This is a genomic window from Aerococcus sanguinicola, from assembly GCF_008726925.1.
GTDB lineage: Bacteria > Bacillota > Bacilli > Lactobacillales > Aerococcaceae > Aerococcus.
Genome location: NZ_VYWO01000005.1, coordinates 75,025 through 92,118 on the forward strand (window position 1 = coordinate 75,025; position 17,094 = coordinate 92,118).

At 42.5% G+C, this 17,094-nt stretch carries 16 protein-coding genes; 2 read left to right on the forward strand and 14 right to left on the reverse strand.

What is annotated here, in order from left to right; translation table 11 throughout:
* Positions 1 to 90: 90 nt before the first annotated feature.
* Both F6I03_RS07790 and pcaG read left to right on the forward strand, forming a co-directional pair.
* Complete coding sequence (locus F6I03_RS07790; protein ID WP_070431264.1) at positions 91 to 840, forward strand: hypothetical protein; 750 nt, start codon at positions 91 to 93, stop codon at positions 838 to 840.
* Positions 833 to 1,519, forward strand: a complete 687-nt coding sequence (gene pcaG, locus F6I03_RS07795; RefSeq protein ID WP_070431263.1) for a protocatechuate 3,4-dioxygenase subunit alpha — start codon at positions 833 to 835, stop codon at positions 1,517 to 1,519. The genes F6I03_RS07790 and pcaG overlap by 8 nt, the downstream gene beginning before the upstream one ends.
* A gap of 65 nt (positions 1,520 to 1,584) precedes the next feature.
* Here pcaG and F6I03_RS07800 read toward each other — a convergent pair whose 3' ends face one another.
* From F6I03_RS07800 to F6I03_RS07860, 14 genes are all read right to left on the reverse strand, one after another.
* Positions 1,585 to 2,493 carry a class II fructose-bisphosphate aldolase gene (locus F6I03_RS07800; protein WP_070431262.1) on the reverse strand — a complete coding sequence of 303 codons (909 nt, stop codon included), beginning with the start codon at positions 2,491 to 2,493 and terminating at the stop codon, positions 1,585 to 1,587.
* A gap of 204 nt (positions 2,494 to 2,697) precedes the next feature.
* The gene (locus tag F6I03_RS07805) at positions 2,698 to 4,152 is read right to left on the reverse strand and encodes a Na+/H+ antiporter NhaC family protein (RefSeq protein WP_070431261.1); all 1,455 of its coding nucleotides are present in this window, start codon (positions 4,150 to 4,152) and stop codon (positions 2,698 to 2,700) included.
* Positions 4,153 to 4,165: 13 nt separating this feature from the next.
* A complete protein-coding gene (locus tag F6I03_RS07810; RefSeq protein ID WP_070431260.1) occupies positions 4,166 to 5,215 on the reverse strand; it encodes an aldo/keto reductase in 1,050 nt (349 codons plus the stop codon).
* Positions 5,215 to 5,562 carry a TIGR04076 family protein gene (locus F6I03_RS07815; RefSeq protein ID WP_070431259.1) on the reverse strand — a complete coding sequence of 116 codons (348 nt, stop codon included), beginning with the start codon at positions 5,560 to 5,562 and terminating at the stop codon, positions 5,215 to 5,217. The genes F6I03_RS07810 and F6I03_RS07815 overlap by 1 nt, the downstream gene beginning before the upstream one ends.
* A gap of 353 nt (positions 5,563 to 5,915) precedes the next feature.
* Positions 5,916 to 6,341 carry a hypothetical protein gene (locus F6I03_RS07820; RefSeq protein WP_070431258.1) on the reverse strand — a complete coding sequence of 142 codons (426 nt, stop codon included), beginning with the start codon at positions 6,339 to 6,341 and terminating at the stop codon, positions 5,916 to 5,918.
* 224 nt (positions 6,342 to 6,565) lie between these two features.
* Positions 6,566 to 9,013, reverse strand: coding sequence for an ABC transporter permease (locus F6I03_RS07825; RefSeq protein WP_070431257.1), 2,448 nt, complete (start codon positions 9,011 to 9,013; stop codon positions 6,566 to 6,568).
* The gene (locus F6I03_RS07830; RefSeq protein WP_070431256.1) at positions 9,006 to 9,686 is read right to left on the reverse strand and encodes an ABC transporter ATP-binding protein; all 681 of its coding nucleotides are present in this window, start codon (positions 9,684 to 9,686) and stop codon (positions 9,006 to 9,008) included. Before F6I03_RS07830 ends, F6I03_RS07825 begins: the two co-directional genes overlap by 8 nt.
* Before the next feature lie 103 nt (positions 9,687 to 9,789).
* Entirely contained in the window at positions 9,790 to 10,629 is an 840-nt protein-coding gene (locus F6I03_RS07835) for a sensor histidine kinase (protein ID WP_070431255.1), read from the reverse strand.
* Positions 10,626 to 11,267, reverse strand: a complete 642-nt coding sequence (locus F6I03_RS07840; RefSeq protein ID WP_070431254.1) for a response regulator transcription factor — start codon at positions 11,265 to 11,267, stop codon at positions 10,626 to 10,628. The genes F6I03_RS07835 and F6I03_RS07840 overlap by 4 nt, the downstream gene beginning before the upstream one ends.
* A 225-nt stretch (positions 11,268 to 11,492) precedes the next feature.
* Entirely contained in the window at positions 11,493 to 11,873 is a 381-nt protein-coding gene (locus F6I03_RS07845) for a YbgA family protein (protein WP_070431253.1), read from the reverse strand.
* Between the two features lie 107 nt (positions 11,874 to 11,980).
* Entirely contained in the window at positions 11,981 to 13,687 is a 1,707-nt protein-coding gene (sppA, locus tag F6I03_RS07850; protein ID WP_070431252.1) for a signal peptide peptidase SppA, read from the reverse strand.
* A 322-nt stretch (positions 13,688 to 14,009) separates the two neighbouring features.
* The gene (locus F6I03_RS07855; protein WP_070431251.1) at positions 14,010 to 15,815 is read right to left on the reverse strand and encodes a recombinase family protein; all 1,806 of its coding nucleotides are present in this window, start codon (positions 15,813 to 15,815) and stop codon (positions 14,010 to 14,012) included.
* Between the two features lie 43 nt (positions 15,816 to 15,858).
* The gene (locus tag F6I03_RS09785) at positions 15,859 to 16,008 is read right to left on the reverse strand and encodes a hypothetical protein (protein ID WP_000644300.1); all 150 of its coding nucleotides are present in this window, start codon (positions 16,006 to 16,008) and stop codon (positions 15,859 to 15,861) included.
* 537 nt (positions 16,009 to 16,545) lie between these two features.
* The gene (locus F6I03_RS07860) at positions 16,546 to 16,956 is read right to left on the reverse strand and encodes a sigma-70 family RNA polymerase sigma factor (protein WP_070431250.1); all 411 of its coding nucleotides are present in this window, start codon (positions 16,954 to 16,956) and stop codon (positions 16,546 to 16,548) included.
* Between the last annotated feature and the right edge of the window lie 138 nt (positions 16,957 to 17,094).

Below are 17,094 nucleotides of genomic sequence, written 5' to 3' on the forward strand. Positions count from 1 at the left end.
GTTTTTATTTGCATAGTTATTTCTAGCCGTGTTAGGATACAGTCAATCGTTTATTTGACACTTAAGCCCCTAAGAGAAAGGACGTCTTAGATGACTGACAAGAAGCTGAAGAACGCCCAAGCCTGGGAGCATATTAGAGAACATGGCCACGAGATGGATGAAGTCGAATTCAAATCTTTCTTCCCTCTCTTTGAGCCAGGTCCTGGCCCTGCCCTAGTCGATAAATATGGGAAAAATGATGACCTCACAAAGAATGCTGGCACTGGTGGCGAAGCCATCGGCCAACGGATTATTGTCAAAGGCCGGGTACTCGATGAAGATGGCAATCCTGTTCCTAAAGCCTTTATTGAAATTTGGCAAGCGAATTCGGCCGGTCGCTATATCCACAAGTTAGATTCTTGGGATGCTCCCCTCGATCCTAATTTCATCGGTAGTGGCTGGACCTATACGGATGAAGACGGTCACTATGAATTTACCACCATCAAGCCGGGGAACTATGCCTGGAAGCCGGACATCAACCAGTGGCGGCCAGCCCATATCCACTTCTCTGTTATGGGCCCTGCCCTAGCTGACCGCTTGGTAACCCAGCTCTACTTCGAAGGTGACCCCCTTCTAGACTATGATGAAGGGATCTACTTAGACCTCGATGAAGATGAGCGCAAGCGGGTCGTAGCGACTTATAACCATGACTTCACCGAACCAGACTGGGCACTTGGCTATCAATTTGACATGGTCTTGCGCGGATCCAGCGCTTCCCCAACCATGCCTAACCGCCACCAGCTCACTGACGAAGAACGCCAAGAGCTCAAAGATAAAGGAGTGGACCTCATCGATGACTAAAGTAGACCAAGAACACCTCGACCCTAGCCGTACCCCCCAGCAAACCGTAGGCCCATATGCTAGTCTAGGCCTAGTAGCCGACGAGGCCAATGACCACATTTCCAACGATCTCACCGAAGACGGGGGCCAGGGGCAAGAAATTATCCTCCAAGGTAACCTCTTTGGTTCAGACGGCAATCCCCTTTTCAATGTACTCGTTGAAATTTGGCAGGCCAATTCCGATGGTGTCTTCAACCATCCTGCCTTCAAAGACCGGGAAGGCTATGACCCAAGCTTTGTGGGCTTTGGGCGGACCATTACTGATGAAAGAGGGGCCTACCGCTTCAAAACTTTTAAACCAGGGGCTATCCTCGAAAAGGACTATCCGGAATTCTCCCAATCCCCACATATCCTTGCCTTCGTCCATGCCAGTGGGGTTTCTTATCCCCTCTATACCCGGATTTATTTCGAAGACGAGAGCCAGGATGACCACTTCATCCAGCAACTTTCAGAAGAAGAAGGCCAGTCGCTGATCGCCAAGAAGGTTGAAGGCACAGACCAAACGACCTATCAATTCGATATCGTGTTAGATGGTCCTGCTGAAGATATGGTGCTCGAGTCCAAGCTCGACGGTGAAGATGTGGGTGACCTCCCTGATGGATCAGGCAAGGCCCAAACCTACTTCTTCCACTTTAAATAAGGCTAACTTTTTCAATATAAAAGCCAGACGCTCAGCGCCTGGCTTTTATTTTTGATTACTTTATCTTATTCTTCGTTCAATGAAGCTTCATCGAAGATAACTTTAGAATCTTTGTTATCGATTGGACGAGTCCCCATCCAGCCGATCATTTCTTTCATAGAATCAGTAATGGCGTCAGTCCCTGCACGTAGGAGTTTACGTGGGTCGTAACCCTTGTTTGCGCGGTCAATATCTTTATCAGCTAAGATATATTCACGTGTTGCTTTTTGGAAGGCCAATTGGAATTCTGTATTGATGTTAATCTTAGCAATCCCAAGTGAAATAGCTTTCTTAATTTGGTCTTGAGGAATCCCTGAACCACCGTGTAATACTAATGGATTATCTACTGCATCAGCGATTTCTTTCAAGCGTTCAAAGTTCAGGCCTTCCCAACCTTCAGGATAAACGCCGTGGATATTACCGATACCGCAAGCTAATTTATCAACGCCTGCTTCAGCGAACATCACAACTTCGTCTACAGAAGCTAACTCACCCACACCTTGGTTTTCACCAATTTTGCCGATTTCAGCTTCGACTGAAATGCCACGTTCATGAGCTAAACGGACAATTTCTTTAGTGTTTTTCAAGTTTTCTTCAAGGGGAAGATCGTGGCCATCATACATAACAGAAGAATAGCCTAAGTCGATACATTCCTTAGCAGCTGCGAAGTCACCATGGTCTAAGTTTAAGATAACTGGAATATCAGCACCCATAGCATCCATTTCATTAAGCACTAAGTCACGAACTACTTTATAGCCGCCCATGTACTTAGCAGCACCCGTAGATACTTGGATTAATAAAGGTGTACGTGTTTCTTTGGCCCCACGAATTAAAGCACGGGTCCATTCCAAGTTATTTGTATTGTAAGCACCCACTGCATATTGGTTGTCGCGAGCGTGTTGTAAAATCTCGTTACCATTCACTAAAAAAGCCATCAAAAATACCTCCTAAAATTTTTACCGAATTCATTATACCCTACTAATTAAATTTTTCACAGTCCTTTTTATAAATAAAAACGCTTTCATAATCATAAACGATCAATTCCGGTCAATACCCGGCACATTTTCCCACAAAACCGATTAAAAAAAGTCATTTTTGAACAAAAATGACTTTTTTAGTACGCAAATAAGATTTTAAGTTCAATCAGACAGTTCGCTGCCATCCATAAGTTCTGCTTCCATCACTTCTTCACCTTCAAGTCCCTCATAGCGCCGACCCCAACCCGTTAAAATTGAAATCAAAAGGACTAAGAAAAGATTATAGCTATGGAAGAGATAAGGGGCAATTTGAGTGACGGACAGGGCTGGTGCCAAATCATAGCCTTGCGTTAATTGCGACCCGACAAAAATAAAAACAGAGAGGAAAGGCACAGCAACACCGAGCCCATTAGCAAAACCGTCTAATAAATTGGCCCGTCGGTAGGGATGGAGTTGACAGGCTTGGCCTAATTCATTCTGAACCTTACCAAAAGTCGTCATGGACGCTGATGAAACCCCACCAAATAAAATAGTGGTTAAGGTAATACCTAACATCATAGCTAATTCTGTTCCAGCTACTGTCTGGCAGAGTTTAGACTGCCTGATCTGATTAGTTAAACGGTGCAGGGCTCCCGAAGCGTTCAGTACCCCCATAATCCCATAAACAGATAGGACCAAAAGACAAGTCCCCATCATCCCTTCAACCCCTTCTGTTAAAAATCCAGTTAAGGCACCATCCTGACTTGATAGAATATCGCTCACTTGGAGCACCCCCGTTAAGAGACCTACAAGACAGCCAGAGAGCAAACCAACTAAGATAGCTAAATAGAGGTTTCGCTTACGAATAGAAATAACAATCATCAAAAGAACTGGAATTAACATTGAAAGAGAGGGCAAATGTTCAGCTCCAAGCACTTCAGAACCGCTATGTAAGCTCCCACCCCCGCCACATATAAGGAAGAAGACAAAGGATAAGGCGCCTGCTATTAAAGCATAAGGTAAACGTGTTCGGACCACTCCTCCAATATCACAAGCCTGATTAGAATGCCGGTAATGCTGACTCCCTGCAGAAATAATTGTTGTATCTGAAATAGGCGCTAGATTATCGCCAAAGACACCCCCAGAAAGGATGGCACCAGCTAGAGCAGCAGGATGGGCTCCTAGCAGAACGCCTGCAGGATAAAAAATAGGAAAGCAGGTAAAAAAGGATCCAATAGAAGAGCCAGTTGCTGTTGCAATAATTGAAACAAAGAGAAAAGTCATAGCCGTGTAGAGGCCCCCCTCAACTCCCATAACTTGAGCGAGATAGACAAAGCCAGCAGAAAGATTAGCGGTCTTAATCATCTGTGAAAAAATACCGATTGTCATCAGTAAGATAAGCACTGGCACTGATTCCCGAGCGCCCTCATAGACGGCTTCCCAGTAAGCCGTAGCTTGTTTGGGCTTAACAAAGATTGAGCCAATCAGCAAAGCTAGGATAGCTCCCATGGCTAAAGCATGCATTTCAAAAGCTTTTAAAACAACAAAGAAAAGAATACAAAAGCCCAAGAAAATGACTAAAGGCAGATAGGCCATTAAATAGCCACCTCTAAAAGTTAAAAGCTGCTTATCTTTCATTTATTTTCTCTCCTTAACCATTAGCATTCTCGTGTCGTCTAATAATTGACGAAAAGATCGAATGAGGATCCCGCTCAAGTTCATAACAGTCACCAGGCAATCTTGGGTACTGGTCTAAAAGTGATCGGATAGCTTCAAGATCTTCCTGGTCCAAAATAAAATCAAAAATAGCTAAATTATCTTTTACATGACGGTGGTTTCGAATTCCAATAATACTTCCAGCAACCCCTTCTTGTTGGAGAATATAGCGAGTAGCTACATTAGAAATGGAGACCCGGTGTTTGTGAGCAATCTCATCCAACAAGTGTAAGAGCTTCTGATAGCCAGCTTGCCCTAAACTTTGGTCAATCACCTGCTGGTACTTAACCTGAGAACGTGTTTCTAAGTCAATATCTGTCTGGTTAAGGTATTTATCCGATAACAGCCCACCCGATAAAGTACCGAAGCATAATTGTTGGATACCCTGATCAATCGAATAAGGTAAAAGTTTCTTCTCAGGACGACGATCAAAGAGCGAATACTGAGATTGGCAGGATATAATGGGGAGTCCTGCATCCACTAATTCTTTCAGATGAGGGGTATCAAAATTCGTCACTCCAATATAGCGAATCTTACCTTTTTCTTGTAACTTCACTAAGTGTTCAGCTACTTCAATATAGCGGTCGACACTATAATCCCACCAGTGAAACTGCATGAGATCAATATAATCACGTCCTAATTTCTTCAAAGAGCGATCAATAATAGCTTCTGTATCTTCAAATTTCACGCTCTCTAAGACATCAATGTCAGGCACATACTTCTCATGGATTTGAATATCATGAGCAGTTAGGTAAGAATGATGGTCTAATTCCTTCAAATAGCGCCCCAAAGCCTCTTCTGCCCCTGTATAAATATCTGCCAAGTCGAAGGTCGTAAAGCCAAGTTCTCCTAGCTGATGGAAAGTTTGATTAATTTCTTCAAGGTCAAGTTGGCCCTTCAAAGTATGGCCCGGTGATAGCTGCCATAAGCCATTGAGAACGCGAGCAATCGTATAACCTGGACTTAATTCAATTCTTTCTAACATTAGTCTTCATCTCCCTCACTTACTGGTACAACAGTTGTTTCAGCATGGCTAAATTGTCGCTTTTGATTTCTCGTTATCTTAAATACCGCCCCACAATTAGGATCTGGACAAGCAATCAGAGCATCAGATCGCATCCAATCATTCTCCTGGAGTAACCTTTGCTTAGCCGGTAATAAGGGAAGTAAGGCTGACAGGGCGTACATGGAGAAAGATTTTGTCTGAGGGAATATTAAATTCTCTCCCTCTACAATAAAATAGTCCCCCTCCTTGTGACTACAAACAAAAGGTCGGTCAGTCGCCAAGACTTCAACTTTTAAATTGTATAAAGTAAACAAATCATCTGTCATCGTTCGTCCTCCCATAATAAATAGCACCTGCCCTTTACTCTCCAAGGAGAATAAAGGACAAGTGCTTAACCTGCGGTGCCACCTCTATTAGCCAGCTATTACTGACTCACTTTCACAAGTTCCTAAAAACTTGCCGTCCATGATAACGCCTTGGTCGCGCTAGCTCATAGCAATGAGCTATTATCTGGTGCATAAAACACCCTAAGGCCCAGCCCCTAGCACAAGTAGGTATCTCTCACCTCCACACCCTCGCTTTAACTTGACTAACTAGGTTTTTCCTTATTAGATATTTGTAATTTAATTATAATATTTAGATCATTTTTTAGCAAGTTTGAACTAGCAAGATATTTTTTCTAATTCGTCTTCTTAATCCGCTCAGCCAAGTCCCCTTCCAGTTTCTCGAGCGACTGGCGGAGCTCTTCAAGCGCTCTGATTTGTTCTTTAATCTCTGACTGTACCTTGATATCAACTAGCACATTATCTAACCAGCTATCGAAGAACTTGTCACTCCATGTGTCGCTAATTGCTTCTGGCAGGGTCATACCGATGTCAGCTAGCTCTTGGTCTAATTCTTCCAAGGTCCGTCTGACTTCTGCAAGTTCTTGGTTTGACGTCTTAATATGGTCACGTTTCATCATCGACGAGAAGAAGCCGCCACCTAATAAGTCCACCACGCCCCAACTTGAAGCGTCTTGGAGAGATTTAAGTGCTTGATCCAGGCTTACTAAGACTTCTTGACTTGCTTGCTGGGCTTCTTTGATTTCTTCAATTGAATCCATCTTCCCTCATCTCCTCATTTCGCTATGACATTTTACTTATCTTTCTCCTAAAATAACACGAAAAAATAAGCGGACAAAGTCTAAGCCCCTGTCCGCTCATTTGTTGAAACTTATAGCAAGTGTATCGATTAGCTCTCAGCCATTACCAGCCTAAGTAAAACTTGCCTAAATTTAGGCAATCCCAATGAAGTGTCCCGCAAATCAATTTCTTTTCTTTCATTTAATCAAATCTCTCGTATCAAATCAATGGCTTCATGGTCTAAGAGGCTTTTGAGCCCTAGCCGATAGATGATGAGGTTTAAGCCATAAATGAGGCAAGAAAAGATGATGAATTCAACATAGGGGAAGTAGAAGACAAAGGCCTTCATTTCGATGCTCCTAAATGCCCCAGCGATTCCTGCCATGATGACCAAACTAATCAGGACCGCCAAGAGGAAGGACTTGCCCTGCTCGATGAGAAATTCTTTCGTAAAGCCTTGCTTGAGTGCTTTGAGGTCCATACCAATCGAGTAAAGCGTTCCAATTTCTTTACGCCGGCTCATCAAGCTGAGGTTGATCGAGGAATAGCCATTGGTAATGTTCATCATGAAGATGATGGCAGCAATGCCAAAAATCATGAGTTTGAAACTTTGGATATCTGTGAATTGCTCGGCCTGGATTTCTTCTTTGCTAAAGACCTTGAAGCTTTCATGGTAAGAAATGGTCCTTTCAATCTGACTGCTGATGGCTTCCTTGGCCCGGCTCGCTTCGTCTTCTGGCAAGTTGAGCTTGAGCACGAAGGGGTAGTTCAGGTTTTTCTCGTCGTGAGTCTTTGCCATCAAGTCTTGGTAGGTAGAGAAATCCGTATAAATCATGACGGTAAAGGGAAGAATCCGGGTCTGGTAGGGGCCTAGGTCCTCTATAGTGTGAGCGATAGGCAGATTGATCGGCCCTTCTTCCGTCTCATCATTAACCGTCACCTTCACTTGGTTAGGCTTGGCGAAATAGGGCACGCTTTCTGCTTGGGCAATAGGCGTGTTGGGGTCCGCCTGCACCTGGTTGTAGAGGGTATAAGTCCCCGCACATCCTCCCAATCGTTCGAGGTCTTCCTCCTCCAAGGCGATCAAGTCTCCGCTGAGGTAATTCTCACTGGAATCCGCCATCATCTCACTCAATTGCTCATCTAGGTCTAAGGCCTTAGCAGCTTGGGAGAGTTCGAGCTCTGGCGCGATGGCGAGGTGTTTCTCTTTTGAAATAAAGCCTCGGCCACCATAATCTGCTAGAATGTCTTCCAAAATAGTGGGGAGGTCCCCTGTATCATTATAGTAGTGAACGGTGAGATTATAGCCATCATCGAAGGCATAGAAATCTCGATTATAATCTGCAATAGCATAAACGATACAGAAGAGGGCGACAATCAGGATGCCAATGGCAGAGATATAGCGCTGGGACTTCAGACTCGCCATATTATTGAGCCTCAGCTCCTTCCAAAGATCAGGATGTCGCTTCTTGCCTTTCTTTTGGAAGAAGTTAAAGTTGCCTTTGAGCCCTTCGATAATATCAATCTGGGCAATCTTGCGGGCGGGATAGATGACCGCTAGTAAGACCACGACAAGGGCAAGGCAAACAATTAGCAATGACAAAAGCCAGTTAAAAGTAACCTGATTAAAGAAAACCAGCTCGGCCTTGCCAGAATTAGCCAGTTCAAAAAGATAACGAATCAGGAAGAAGCCGAGGAAGTGCCCAATGATAATGGGCAAAATAGAGATACTGACCGCCCCCTTGACCAGGATCTGGTAGATTTGAAAGTCGGTCGACCCGATGGACTTGTACATGGACAGCTCACGAACCTTGCGCAAGCCCCAGACCCAGAAGATGTTTTTGACAAAGAAGACAAAGATCCCCATACACAGTAAGAGCGTTAAAACATTGACTAGCTGGGTCATCAGATTCTTCGCTGCGGGCACGTCCAAGCCATAGAAACGAACCAGGGCCTCATTAAATTCTAAGTCCACCTCTTGCCCCAGTAGCTCTTGGATTTCGGCTTGGATGGCCTCACGATTAGCATAAGCCTCGTCAAAGGATTTAAACTTAATCAAAGGGATCAAAGCCTCGTCTTCCGCCACTAGGGGAAGGCCGTAATTAATTTTTAAGTTCTCATTATAAAAGTCTTTATAGACCCCCACCAGGCGAAAGTGCCGACTCTCCTCAGTCTCAAAGCTTTCTTGGGGGGTATAGGTTGACCGGGCATCAATGGCCTCCCCATCAATGAGACGCTGGCCTAAGTCAATTCTTAATTCATCGCCCAGAGCCAGTCCTTCTTCTTTGACCAAGGATTCATTAAGCACAATTTCATCGGCCTGTTGCGGGAAGCGCCCAGAAATGAGATAGGACTCCTCCCGCATCTGGTTGACCGCTAAATCTTGGCCCACCAAGGAAATCAGATGGTCCTTGTACTTGCCGCTGTGAGCCTTGGCCGAGCTTCCACCTGCTATCTCGATGGCTTCAATTTGATGCAATTGCTCAATGTCAGCCTGGGACAAGTCTTCTGACAAGCGGGCATCATAGAAGTTGGTCGCCTTCAGATGACGGTTATTGGCCGAAATATTGGTATAGGCATAGTAAAAAATCACCGTAAAAAACAAACTCACAATTAACAAGGAGACAAAAATAGGTAAATTCCGCTTATTCATTGGGCTCATCTCCTACAATCTGACCATCCACCATGCTGATGATCCGTTGGGTCTGTAGGGCCACTGCTTCATCATGGGTAATGACTAGGATGGTTTGTTTGAGCTTCTGGTTGAAATAAGTCAGCAGATCAATGATCTCTTGAGAATTCTTGCGGTCCAGGTTCCCCGTCGGCTCATCGGCTAGGATAATCGCAGGCCGGTAGATCAGGCTGCGAGCAACCGCTACACGCTGCTCCTGGCCACCCGATAACTCACTGGGAAAAGCCTGTAACTTATCAGCCAAACCCAACCTAGTCACTAGCTCTTGAAAGAAAGCTTCATCCACCTGGCGACCATCTAACTTCACTGGCAAGTTAATGTTATGGGCCACGGTCAGATTAGGAATCAGGTTATAGAACTGGTAGATTAGTCCGACCTTACGCCGCCGGAAGAGGGCCATCTCCTTAGAAGAATAGGTGGAAATATCAGCCCCCTCAATGAAAATCTTCCCCTTGCTCGGACGATCCACGCCACCGATCATATGGAGGAGGGTCGACTTCCCCGACCCGCTCGGGCCTACGATGGCAATAAATTCACCCCTATCGACGGTTAAATTAACCCCATCCACAGCCCGCACTTGCTTGTCCTTTTCGCCGTAAATCTTAGTTAAATTTTCTAGCCGAAGTATTTCCATAAGATCTCCTCCTAGGTCGACTATACGAAATGAAAATGACAAATCGGTGACAAAGCGAGCGAAAAGGGAATTAATTCGATCTGCCATTAATTCCCTCACGCCTTTATTTATAAAACTTCAATCTAAATTCTGCTCCTTGGCCAGTATTCCTGCAGCTGATCTGCCCCTGGTGTTTGTCCACAATGCACTTGGCCATGGCTAAACCGATACCAAAACCTTTAGAATCTGGATCTTTATAGAAACGTTGAAAAATTTTCTTCTGCTTGGCTTCGGGGATTCCCCCACCATCATCGCGGATGGACAGTTCGATAAAGATGGGGGTTTCCCGGCTTGTCATCCAGATCTGACGGCTTTGTTCTTGGTCAACCGCATTCTTTAGGATATTAATGACGGCCTCCGTCAACCAGTTGAAGTGCCCCATCAAGCACTCATCTCCGACGTGCAGGTGGACAGTTATTCCCCGCTCCTCAATCTCATCACTTAGGATGTCTAAGGCATAGTCCACGACTTCCGCCAAGCTGAGGGGACTTAACTTGAAGTCATCACCCTTGGCATCCAGGCTGGCGAGTTTCAAGAGGGCATTGGATAAATCATTGAGACGCTTTAAGTGTTGGGCTAAATTATCAGGATCAGCCTGGTGATTCTCTAAGGCAAAGAGCATGCCTGTAATGGGCGTCTTAATCTGATGCGCAATATCTTCAATATTCTGCGACTGAATTTGGGAGAGCTGCTTGGTTTTTTCTCTTTCTTCGACCAATTCCAGGAATAGCTTATAGATCTGGTCTTCCAACTGGGAGAAGGCATCCTGCTTCATGGGGATGCGGTAGTTCTGCTGGTAGAGGGCATCGATCAGATCCGTCAGCTCTTGGATCCGTCGACGCTGGCGGGCCTTAAGCCCAATAAGAAGGACAAGCAGGCTCAGTCCCCAGACAATATACATCATAGCTTCAACCGGTAGCCGATGCCGCGGACCGTCTCAATAAGATCTTTAGAGGTCTTATCGCGAATCCGCTTGATCGTCGCTGTCAAGGTATTATCATTCACATAAGCCTGCCGGGCATCCCAGAATCTGGTGAGCAGTTGATCCCGAGTTAGGAGCTGTCCCCGGTGCTTGATGAAGTGGGCCAGGACCCTGTATTCCAGGGCGGTCAAATCGACCACTCGCCCCTGGTAGCTAATCATCCCTTGGTCTTCCATGAGCCTTAAGTCGCTGTCCGCTTCCATATCATCAAAGTCTCTCAGGCAGGCGGCAATCCGAGCGCGCAAGATCTTCAGATGAAAGGGTTTGGTCAAATAGTCTGACGCGCCGCAGTCAAGGGCTTCCGCGATAAAGTCAACGTCATCGACCACCGTGGTAATCATCACTTGGATTTTATTGGCTAAAAAGAGCTCTAAAAGATCAAAGCCTTCCCCATCAGGCAAATTTAAATCGAGGATGGCAAGGTCATAAGCCCCACTGGACCTAGCTTGGCCTTCTTTGAAACTCCTCGCCCAGTCCACGTCAAAGCCATATGGGGAAAGAAAATCAATAATCTCTTGCCCAATGATGGGATCGTCCTCGACTAAAAGTAGTGAATGCATAGCAAAACTCCTCCAAAACTTAACTGCGACTCATCAAAGCCCGCTACACATTTTAGTTTCCCAGTCGATTTCATCTGATTTCAATTCTATCTTATCACAGGCGCTCTATTTTATCCTTTAAGACAAACATGGAAATATTCCCCTCATTCCCAAGACGGCTTGCCCACAAGCGATGACTTATAGAGGGAAGCTAGCTCTCCCTTAACCGCTAGAAGGATCCAGTCGTTAGCTATCCAACAATAAACTGGATTGTTCTAAGTAGTCATTGGGGTAATTTTTCAACAACTTGCCTACAGCCTGGGCCAGCTGGTCTTGGCTGGCTTCTCCCTCCCCATAGGCTGCTAAGAGCTCCATAAAATCGCTCTTCTCTTGGTCAGTCGCCAACTTCTTAAAGTAACCCCAAACATGCTGGTAGGCGTTAACAACCTGGCCCCGGTCTTCAGGTAGAGCCCTAGCTTCTTCAATGTAGGCTTCCACTACGGCTAATTCAGGCTGGGTCTGTTTCAAGTACTGGCGAATTTCCTGGTAGATTTTCTGCGACTTACTGAGCACTAGATACTTGTTTTGCGCCCACAATTTTTGGCAGGCATGAATTTGCTTGGCCATCTTAGTCCCTCCTATCCTTCATCTTTCCTAGCTTAGTATACGTTAAAAGAATATTTCTATCCATCTCAAGCCATTACTTAGACCTTTTAGCTCATTATTTACTTCTTCTAATCTCTTCGACGAACAGCTTCATAGAATTGAATGGGATTTCGCTCAAGCAAGTGAGTCTTCAATAGATCTTCCACGCTATTCAAAGTCAGAGGCCCGCGTACTTGCTTGAACAGATCACGGCTATCAACTTTCTCTTGGACATAGACAAGATTGGGATCTTCAAGTCCTAGCTGGTCGGCTAGAGCCTCCACGCAGTCATTCAGAGAGCCGATCTCATCGACTAGGCCATTTTGTACCGCCTGCTGTCCCAGGTAAACTCGGCCGCCAGCTAAGGGCTCCAAGTCGTCTGCCGCTATCTTACGTGCGACTGATACCCGGTCCTTAAACTCAGCGTAGACGGCTTCCATGCTACGAACGAAACGGTCTTTTGATTCATCAGACAGGGGCTCGAAGGGATTCAAGAAATCGGTTCCTTTCCCCTTGCTGACGCTTCCTAGATGGAGATCTAGTTTTTCTATGGTTCCAGTGAATTCTGGAACCATAGCCACCACGCCAATCGAACCTGTTAAGCTATTTCGATTAGCGAATAAGCGCTCTCCTGCACAAGCAATGTAATAGCCCCCACTGGCACAATAATCGCCCATCGAGACATAGGTTGATAAGTCTAAATGCTTGAATAGTTGATAGATCTTCTCTGCTTCAAGGGCTTCCCCACCCGGACTATCAATTCGAATCACCAGGCCACGCACATGGTCCATCTTCTTAATCTGGTCGACCTTATTCTTAACATTGTCGTAAGAAATATGTGTTTTTTGGCCAGGCTTGGATTGGATCGTCCCCGAGAGACAGATAAGGGCCAGCTCCTCTTGGTCGGTCGAGCGACTGGTCCATTTTTTTAGCGGCTTTAGGCCAAAGTGACCTTCTTTATCGCTCAGACACTCATAGGTATCAAATGAAACGGTATGCTCTGAGTCGTGGATGTCTAATTCCTTATAGGCTAAGCACCCATCAACCAAGCCCAAATCTAGGGCCTGTTGGCGGTCAGCTAGGACAAGGTCGCCAGCTAAGAGCGGCTCCTCAATATCTAGCCCACGCTTTTCTTTAACCAAATCCATAAAATACGTCAAAGACTCATCCCCTAATACTTGCAGGGACTCGCGTCTAGCTGGGCTCATATTATCATGGTGGTAAGCTTCACCAGCTAGCTTATAGTCTCCAATTGATAAGACATGCATTTTAAGGCCAAAGTTAGCCAAGAAATCTTTGAGATAAAGGTCATAATAAGCATAGCCCCGCAACCACAAGCTCGCATTATTGGTATCCAGCATATAAATCTTGGGCGCTAGTAAGGCCATTTGATAGTTCTTTTGGTTGAAGTCTGTGCCATAAGCAATGACTTCCTTATTTTTCGCCATCTCTTCGAATAAGGGGCGGACTTCTTCAATTTGGGCTAAACTTAAGTCCATACGGTCAACATTCAAGTATACCCGCTCGATCTGTGGATCGTCCCCTAAGTCCTCTAACTTAGCTAGGAAAGCATAATACGAGTCTTCTGCCTCCCTGGATATCAGGGAACTAGCTTGGTCTTCCTTCAAATCCTCTGTAGCAATCACCACTTGTCTGACTGCCTTGGTCATCACTTCCTTAGTCGGTGTAGATTTAGCCTTCAGCTTCTTATAAACAATCCCAGCCAAGATTCCTAGTAAGGCAATAAAAATCACAGCGACTAGCAAACCTTCGATCAAGGCGCGAATTATAAACATATCATCAGTCCTTTTTCAATTTAAAATTTACCACACCCTTCTCTGCAGCGATGACGTGGATGGATTCATTGTATAACAGCTAGGAGGCAAAGGGAATATGATACTTTTTTGTTATATTTTTTTAGTTAACCTTTTCCCAAATTAGATCCATTCACATTTTATTGAAGGAAAATCTGATTAGTATGTCTAAAGCTAACAATTCAACCCTTAGAGCCTCTCTATTTAAGCTTTCCCAGTAGACACATAGCCCCCTCGACATCCCCGGCAGCTTCTTCTCCAAAACAAAAGCCCCCACACTGGAGGGCTTTTTACATATGAAATCCTATACCATGGAGCACTCTATTGTTTTGTCTTCTCTAATAGAGCTACTGCTTCCACATGCGTTGTCTTTTGATTGGGAACATAATTTTTTATCCTCGTCATTCTTGTAGGAACACAATTTATTAATGTCATTGTCTTTGGCATTTTTTCTTTTATCTTTAAAGTTATTAGAATCTTGACTATCTTTAACTCCTGTTTTGAAATAGAATGTTAAGTCATAAGGATGAACTGTTCCGTCTTTATCAATTCTACCCACTACGACTTTATCAACTATGCTTTCGAATACTGTTCTATTAAATTCCTCTATAATTTCTTTGTTTTCTAAGACCTTTTTAAATTGCTTTAGTCTTTCTTTAATAGAGTTTTCATCTTTTATCGTTAGTTCTAGTGTTTTCTTTTCATCAAGTAATTCTTCTTTTTGTTTTGTGAGTTTTTTATACTTTTTAGCATAAACTTCTTCGTCTATACTATCTTCTAAATGAAGATCAACTAACTTTCTTTCTTGACTAATGATTCTGTTTAATTGGTTTTCTAACTTTTTCAAATCCTTGACTAAAGTATCATCATTTATTTCTTCTTCAACAATTTTTAAAAAGTCATCTATTACTGTTGAATCTGCATGGCATAATTGCCTATAGCTTTCAACAAATGCTTTTTCTATTGCTGCTTCTTGTATTCCTTTTGAATGAGGGCAATATTTTTTACCTTTTTTAGTTGACTTTACACATTGCCAGTTAATTTTTTTGTAAATTGAACTGGTGTGCCAAGTTCTTCTTGAAAGTATTTCACCACAAAATCCACATACCAGCATACTTGAAAAAGCGTATTGTCTTGATAGTTTTTCTCTTTTTCTATCCTTGTTAGCAATAGTGTTTCTATTTTGTGCTCTCCTGAGTCTAATCTCCTGAGCCTTCTCAAAATCTTCTTTTGATATAATTGGCTCGTGATGATTTTCAATATGGTATTTATCAGATTCTCCAAAATTTGCTAGTCTTCTTTTTGTTATTGGATCAACTGTAAAAGTTTTTCCCATTAGTATATCGCCAATATACTTTTCATTCTTAATTACCCCTAACACTGTAGTATCAGACCATTTTGTTTTACCTCTAGGGGTGAGATATCCTTGTTCTTCTAGTTCCCTACCAATGACCGAACCACCATTGCCTTCTAAATATCTTTTAAAGATATATCTAACAATTTTGGCTTCTTCTTCATTTATAGAGATACTTTTTGTTATAGGGTCATAGTCGTATCCAAGGCAACCTTGAAAACCAATAAGTTCCCCTTTTTCCATTTTCATTTTCAGTCCTTTTTTTACATGGGCTGAGGTATTTTCTACTTCTTGTTGAGCTACTGAACTTAATATTGTTAATAGTAACTCTCCATCCATTGTCAAAGTATCTATATTTTCTTCTTCAAATACTACACCAACATTGTTTTCCTTTAATAGTCTTACATACTTTAAGGTATCTAATGTATTTCTAGCAAATCTTGATATAGATTTAGTAATTATCATGTCTATATCTCCATTTTGGCAATCACTAATTAGTCTCATGAAATCAGCTCTCTTACTAGCAGTTGTTCCTGTTGTTGCTTCATCTGCATATATACCAGCCAGAGTCCAGTTCTTATTATTTTTTATTAGATTTGTGTAATAATCAACTTGCGATTTATATGATTCAAGTTGGTCTTTACTATCTGTACTTACTCGACAATATGCTGCAACACGTTTTAAATCTAAATGTAGTGCATTTCTATTTCTAGCTCCTGTATTTGAAGCTTTAATTAATTTTACTTTAGTATTCATTTTACCTCCTTCCCATTTTGTGTCTTTCTACAGTATTATTTTATCATAAAATTAATTGTTTTCTATCAATTTTCTTGTAATCTTTTTCTATTCTAGTCTTTATTTTTGTGTATTCCTTATCATTAATTAATTTAAGATCATAAAGTCTACATAACATAGCTACTCTCATGCTATAAACTTTTATTGCTTTCATAATAACCTCCTATGTAAATTTAAGTTTTTTGACATTGACAAGTGCCTTGGATTAGCAACATAGGAATCTCACCTCCGCCTCTGTTCAGGATGAGCCGGCTTTAACCTTAGAAGTATCATTATCCTCATTTTCTTCATTGCGAATAGGGTATCCCTCCCTATATTCAAACTCTTACTTATCGCTCCCTTTCTTCTTCCCTTGCTTTTAGCTTAGCAGTACTTGTTTTGCCGAATTATTCAGCAGAAAGATCTTGGCGGATAGGTTATCACGCTCCAAAAATGATTAACGTCTTGTCTTGGTCTATTCAATTGTTAAGGTTCAAAATTTATCGAGAGCTATTAATCTTTTTAAAATTTGACCATCAGAAAATACTTATCTTGATGAAACAAAATTGTTTAAAATTACCCTCTTATACTTAACAGTGAAAAGAAGTCTTTCTTGGTAACCAATTTTCAAAAATAAATTTGCTTAAATAAAAAAGTCCAATTCCCACTGTATAAGTAACAGTGAAAATTAGACCCTCTTGGCAACTGTCATCTAAAAGTTTTCCAACATTTCCTTTAGTTTTTCTAAGACTTTATTACGCCTTTTAATAACGGCTGGATGAGAAATATTCAGTTTGGCAGCTACTTCTCTAATTGTTTCTTCTTTATAAAAAAGACTTTCTACCAAATCCCTTTCAACAGGGTTGAGTTTAGAAATAGCTCTTCTTACTTCTTCAATCATTTCCTTTGTTTCGATAATTTTTTCAACATCAAATTCCAGATCTTCTAAATTTTCTTCAAAATTACCATCATGATCATAGGAACAAAAAAAGAAACAGTTATTTAACCTGTCTCTTCTCGTTTGATATTTCTCTTTATTCAATTCACTATGATAAGCAAGATATACCTCTTTGCTAACAACTACTTTCTTCCCTTCTACAAATAAATAGTATTCTTTGTCCATTAATTTTTCCTCCTTGTTGACATGAATTTCTTTTGTTTGAAAATAAAATTCACACAAGGAGGGTTTCTAATTCTATGCATATATTCTCCTGGGCATAAAAAAAGACCGAAAGAAAATAAATTCTTTCAGTCAATAAAT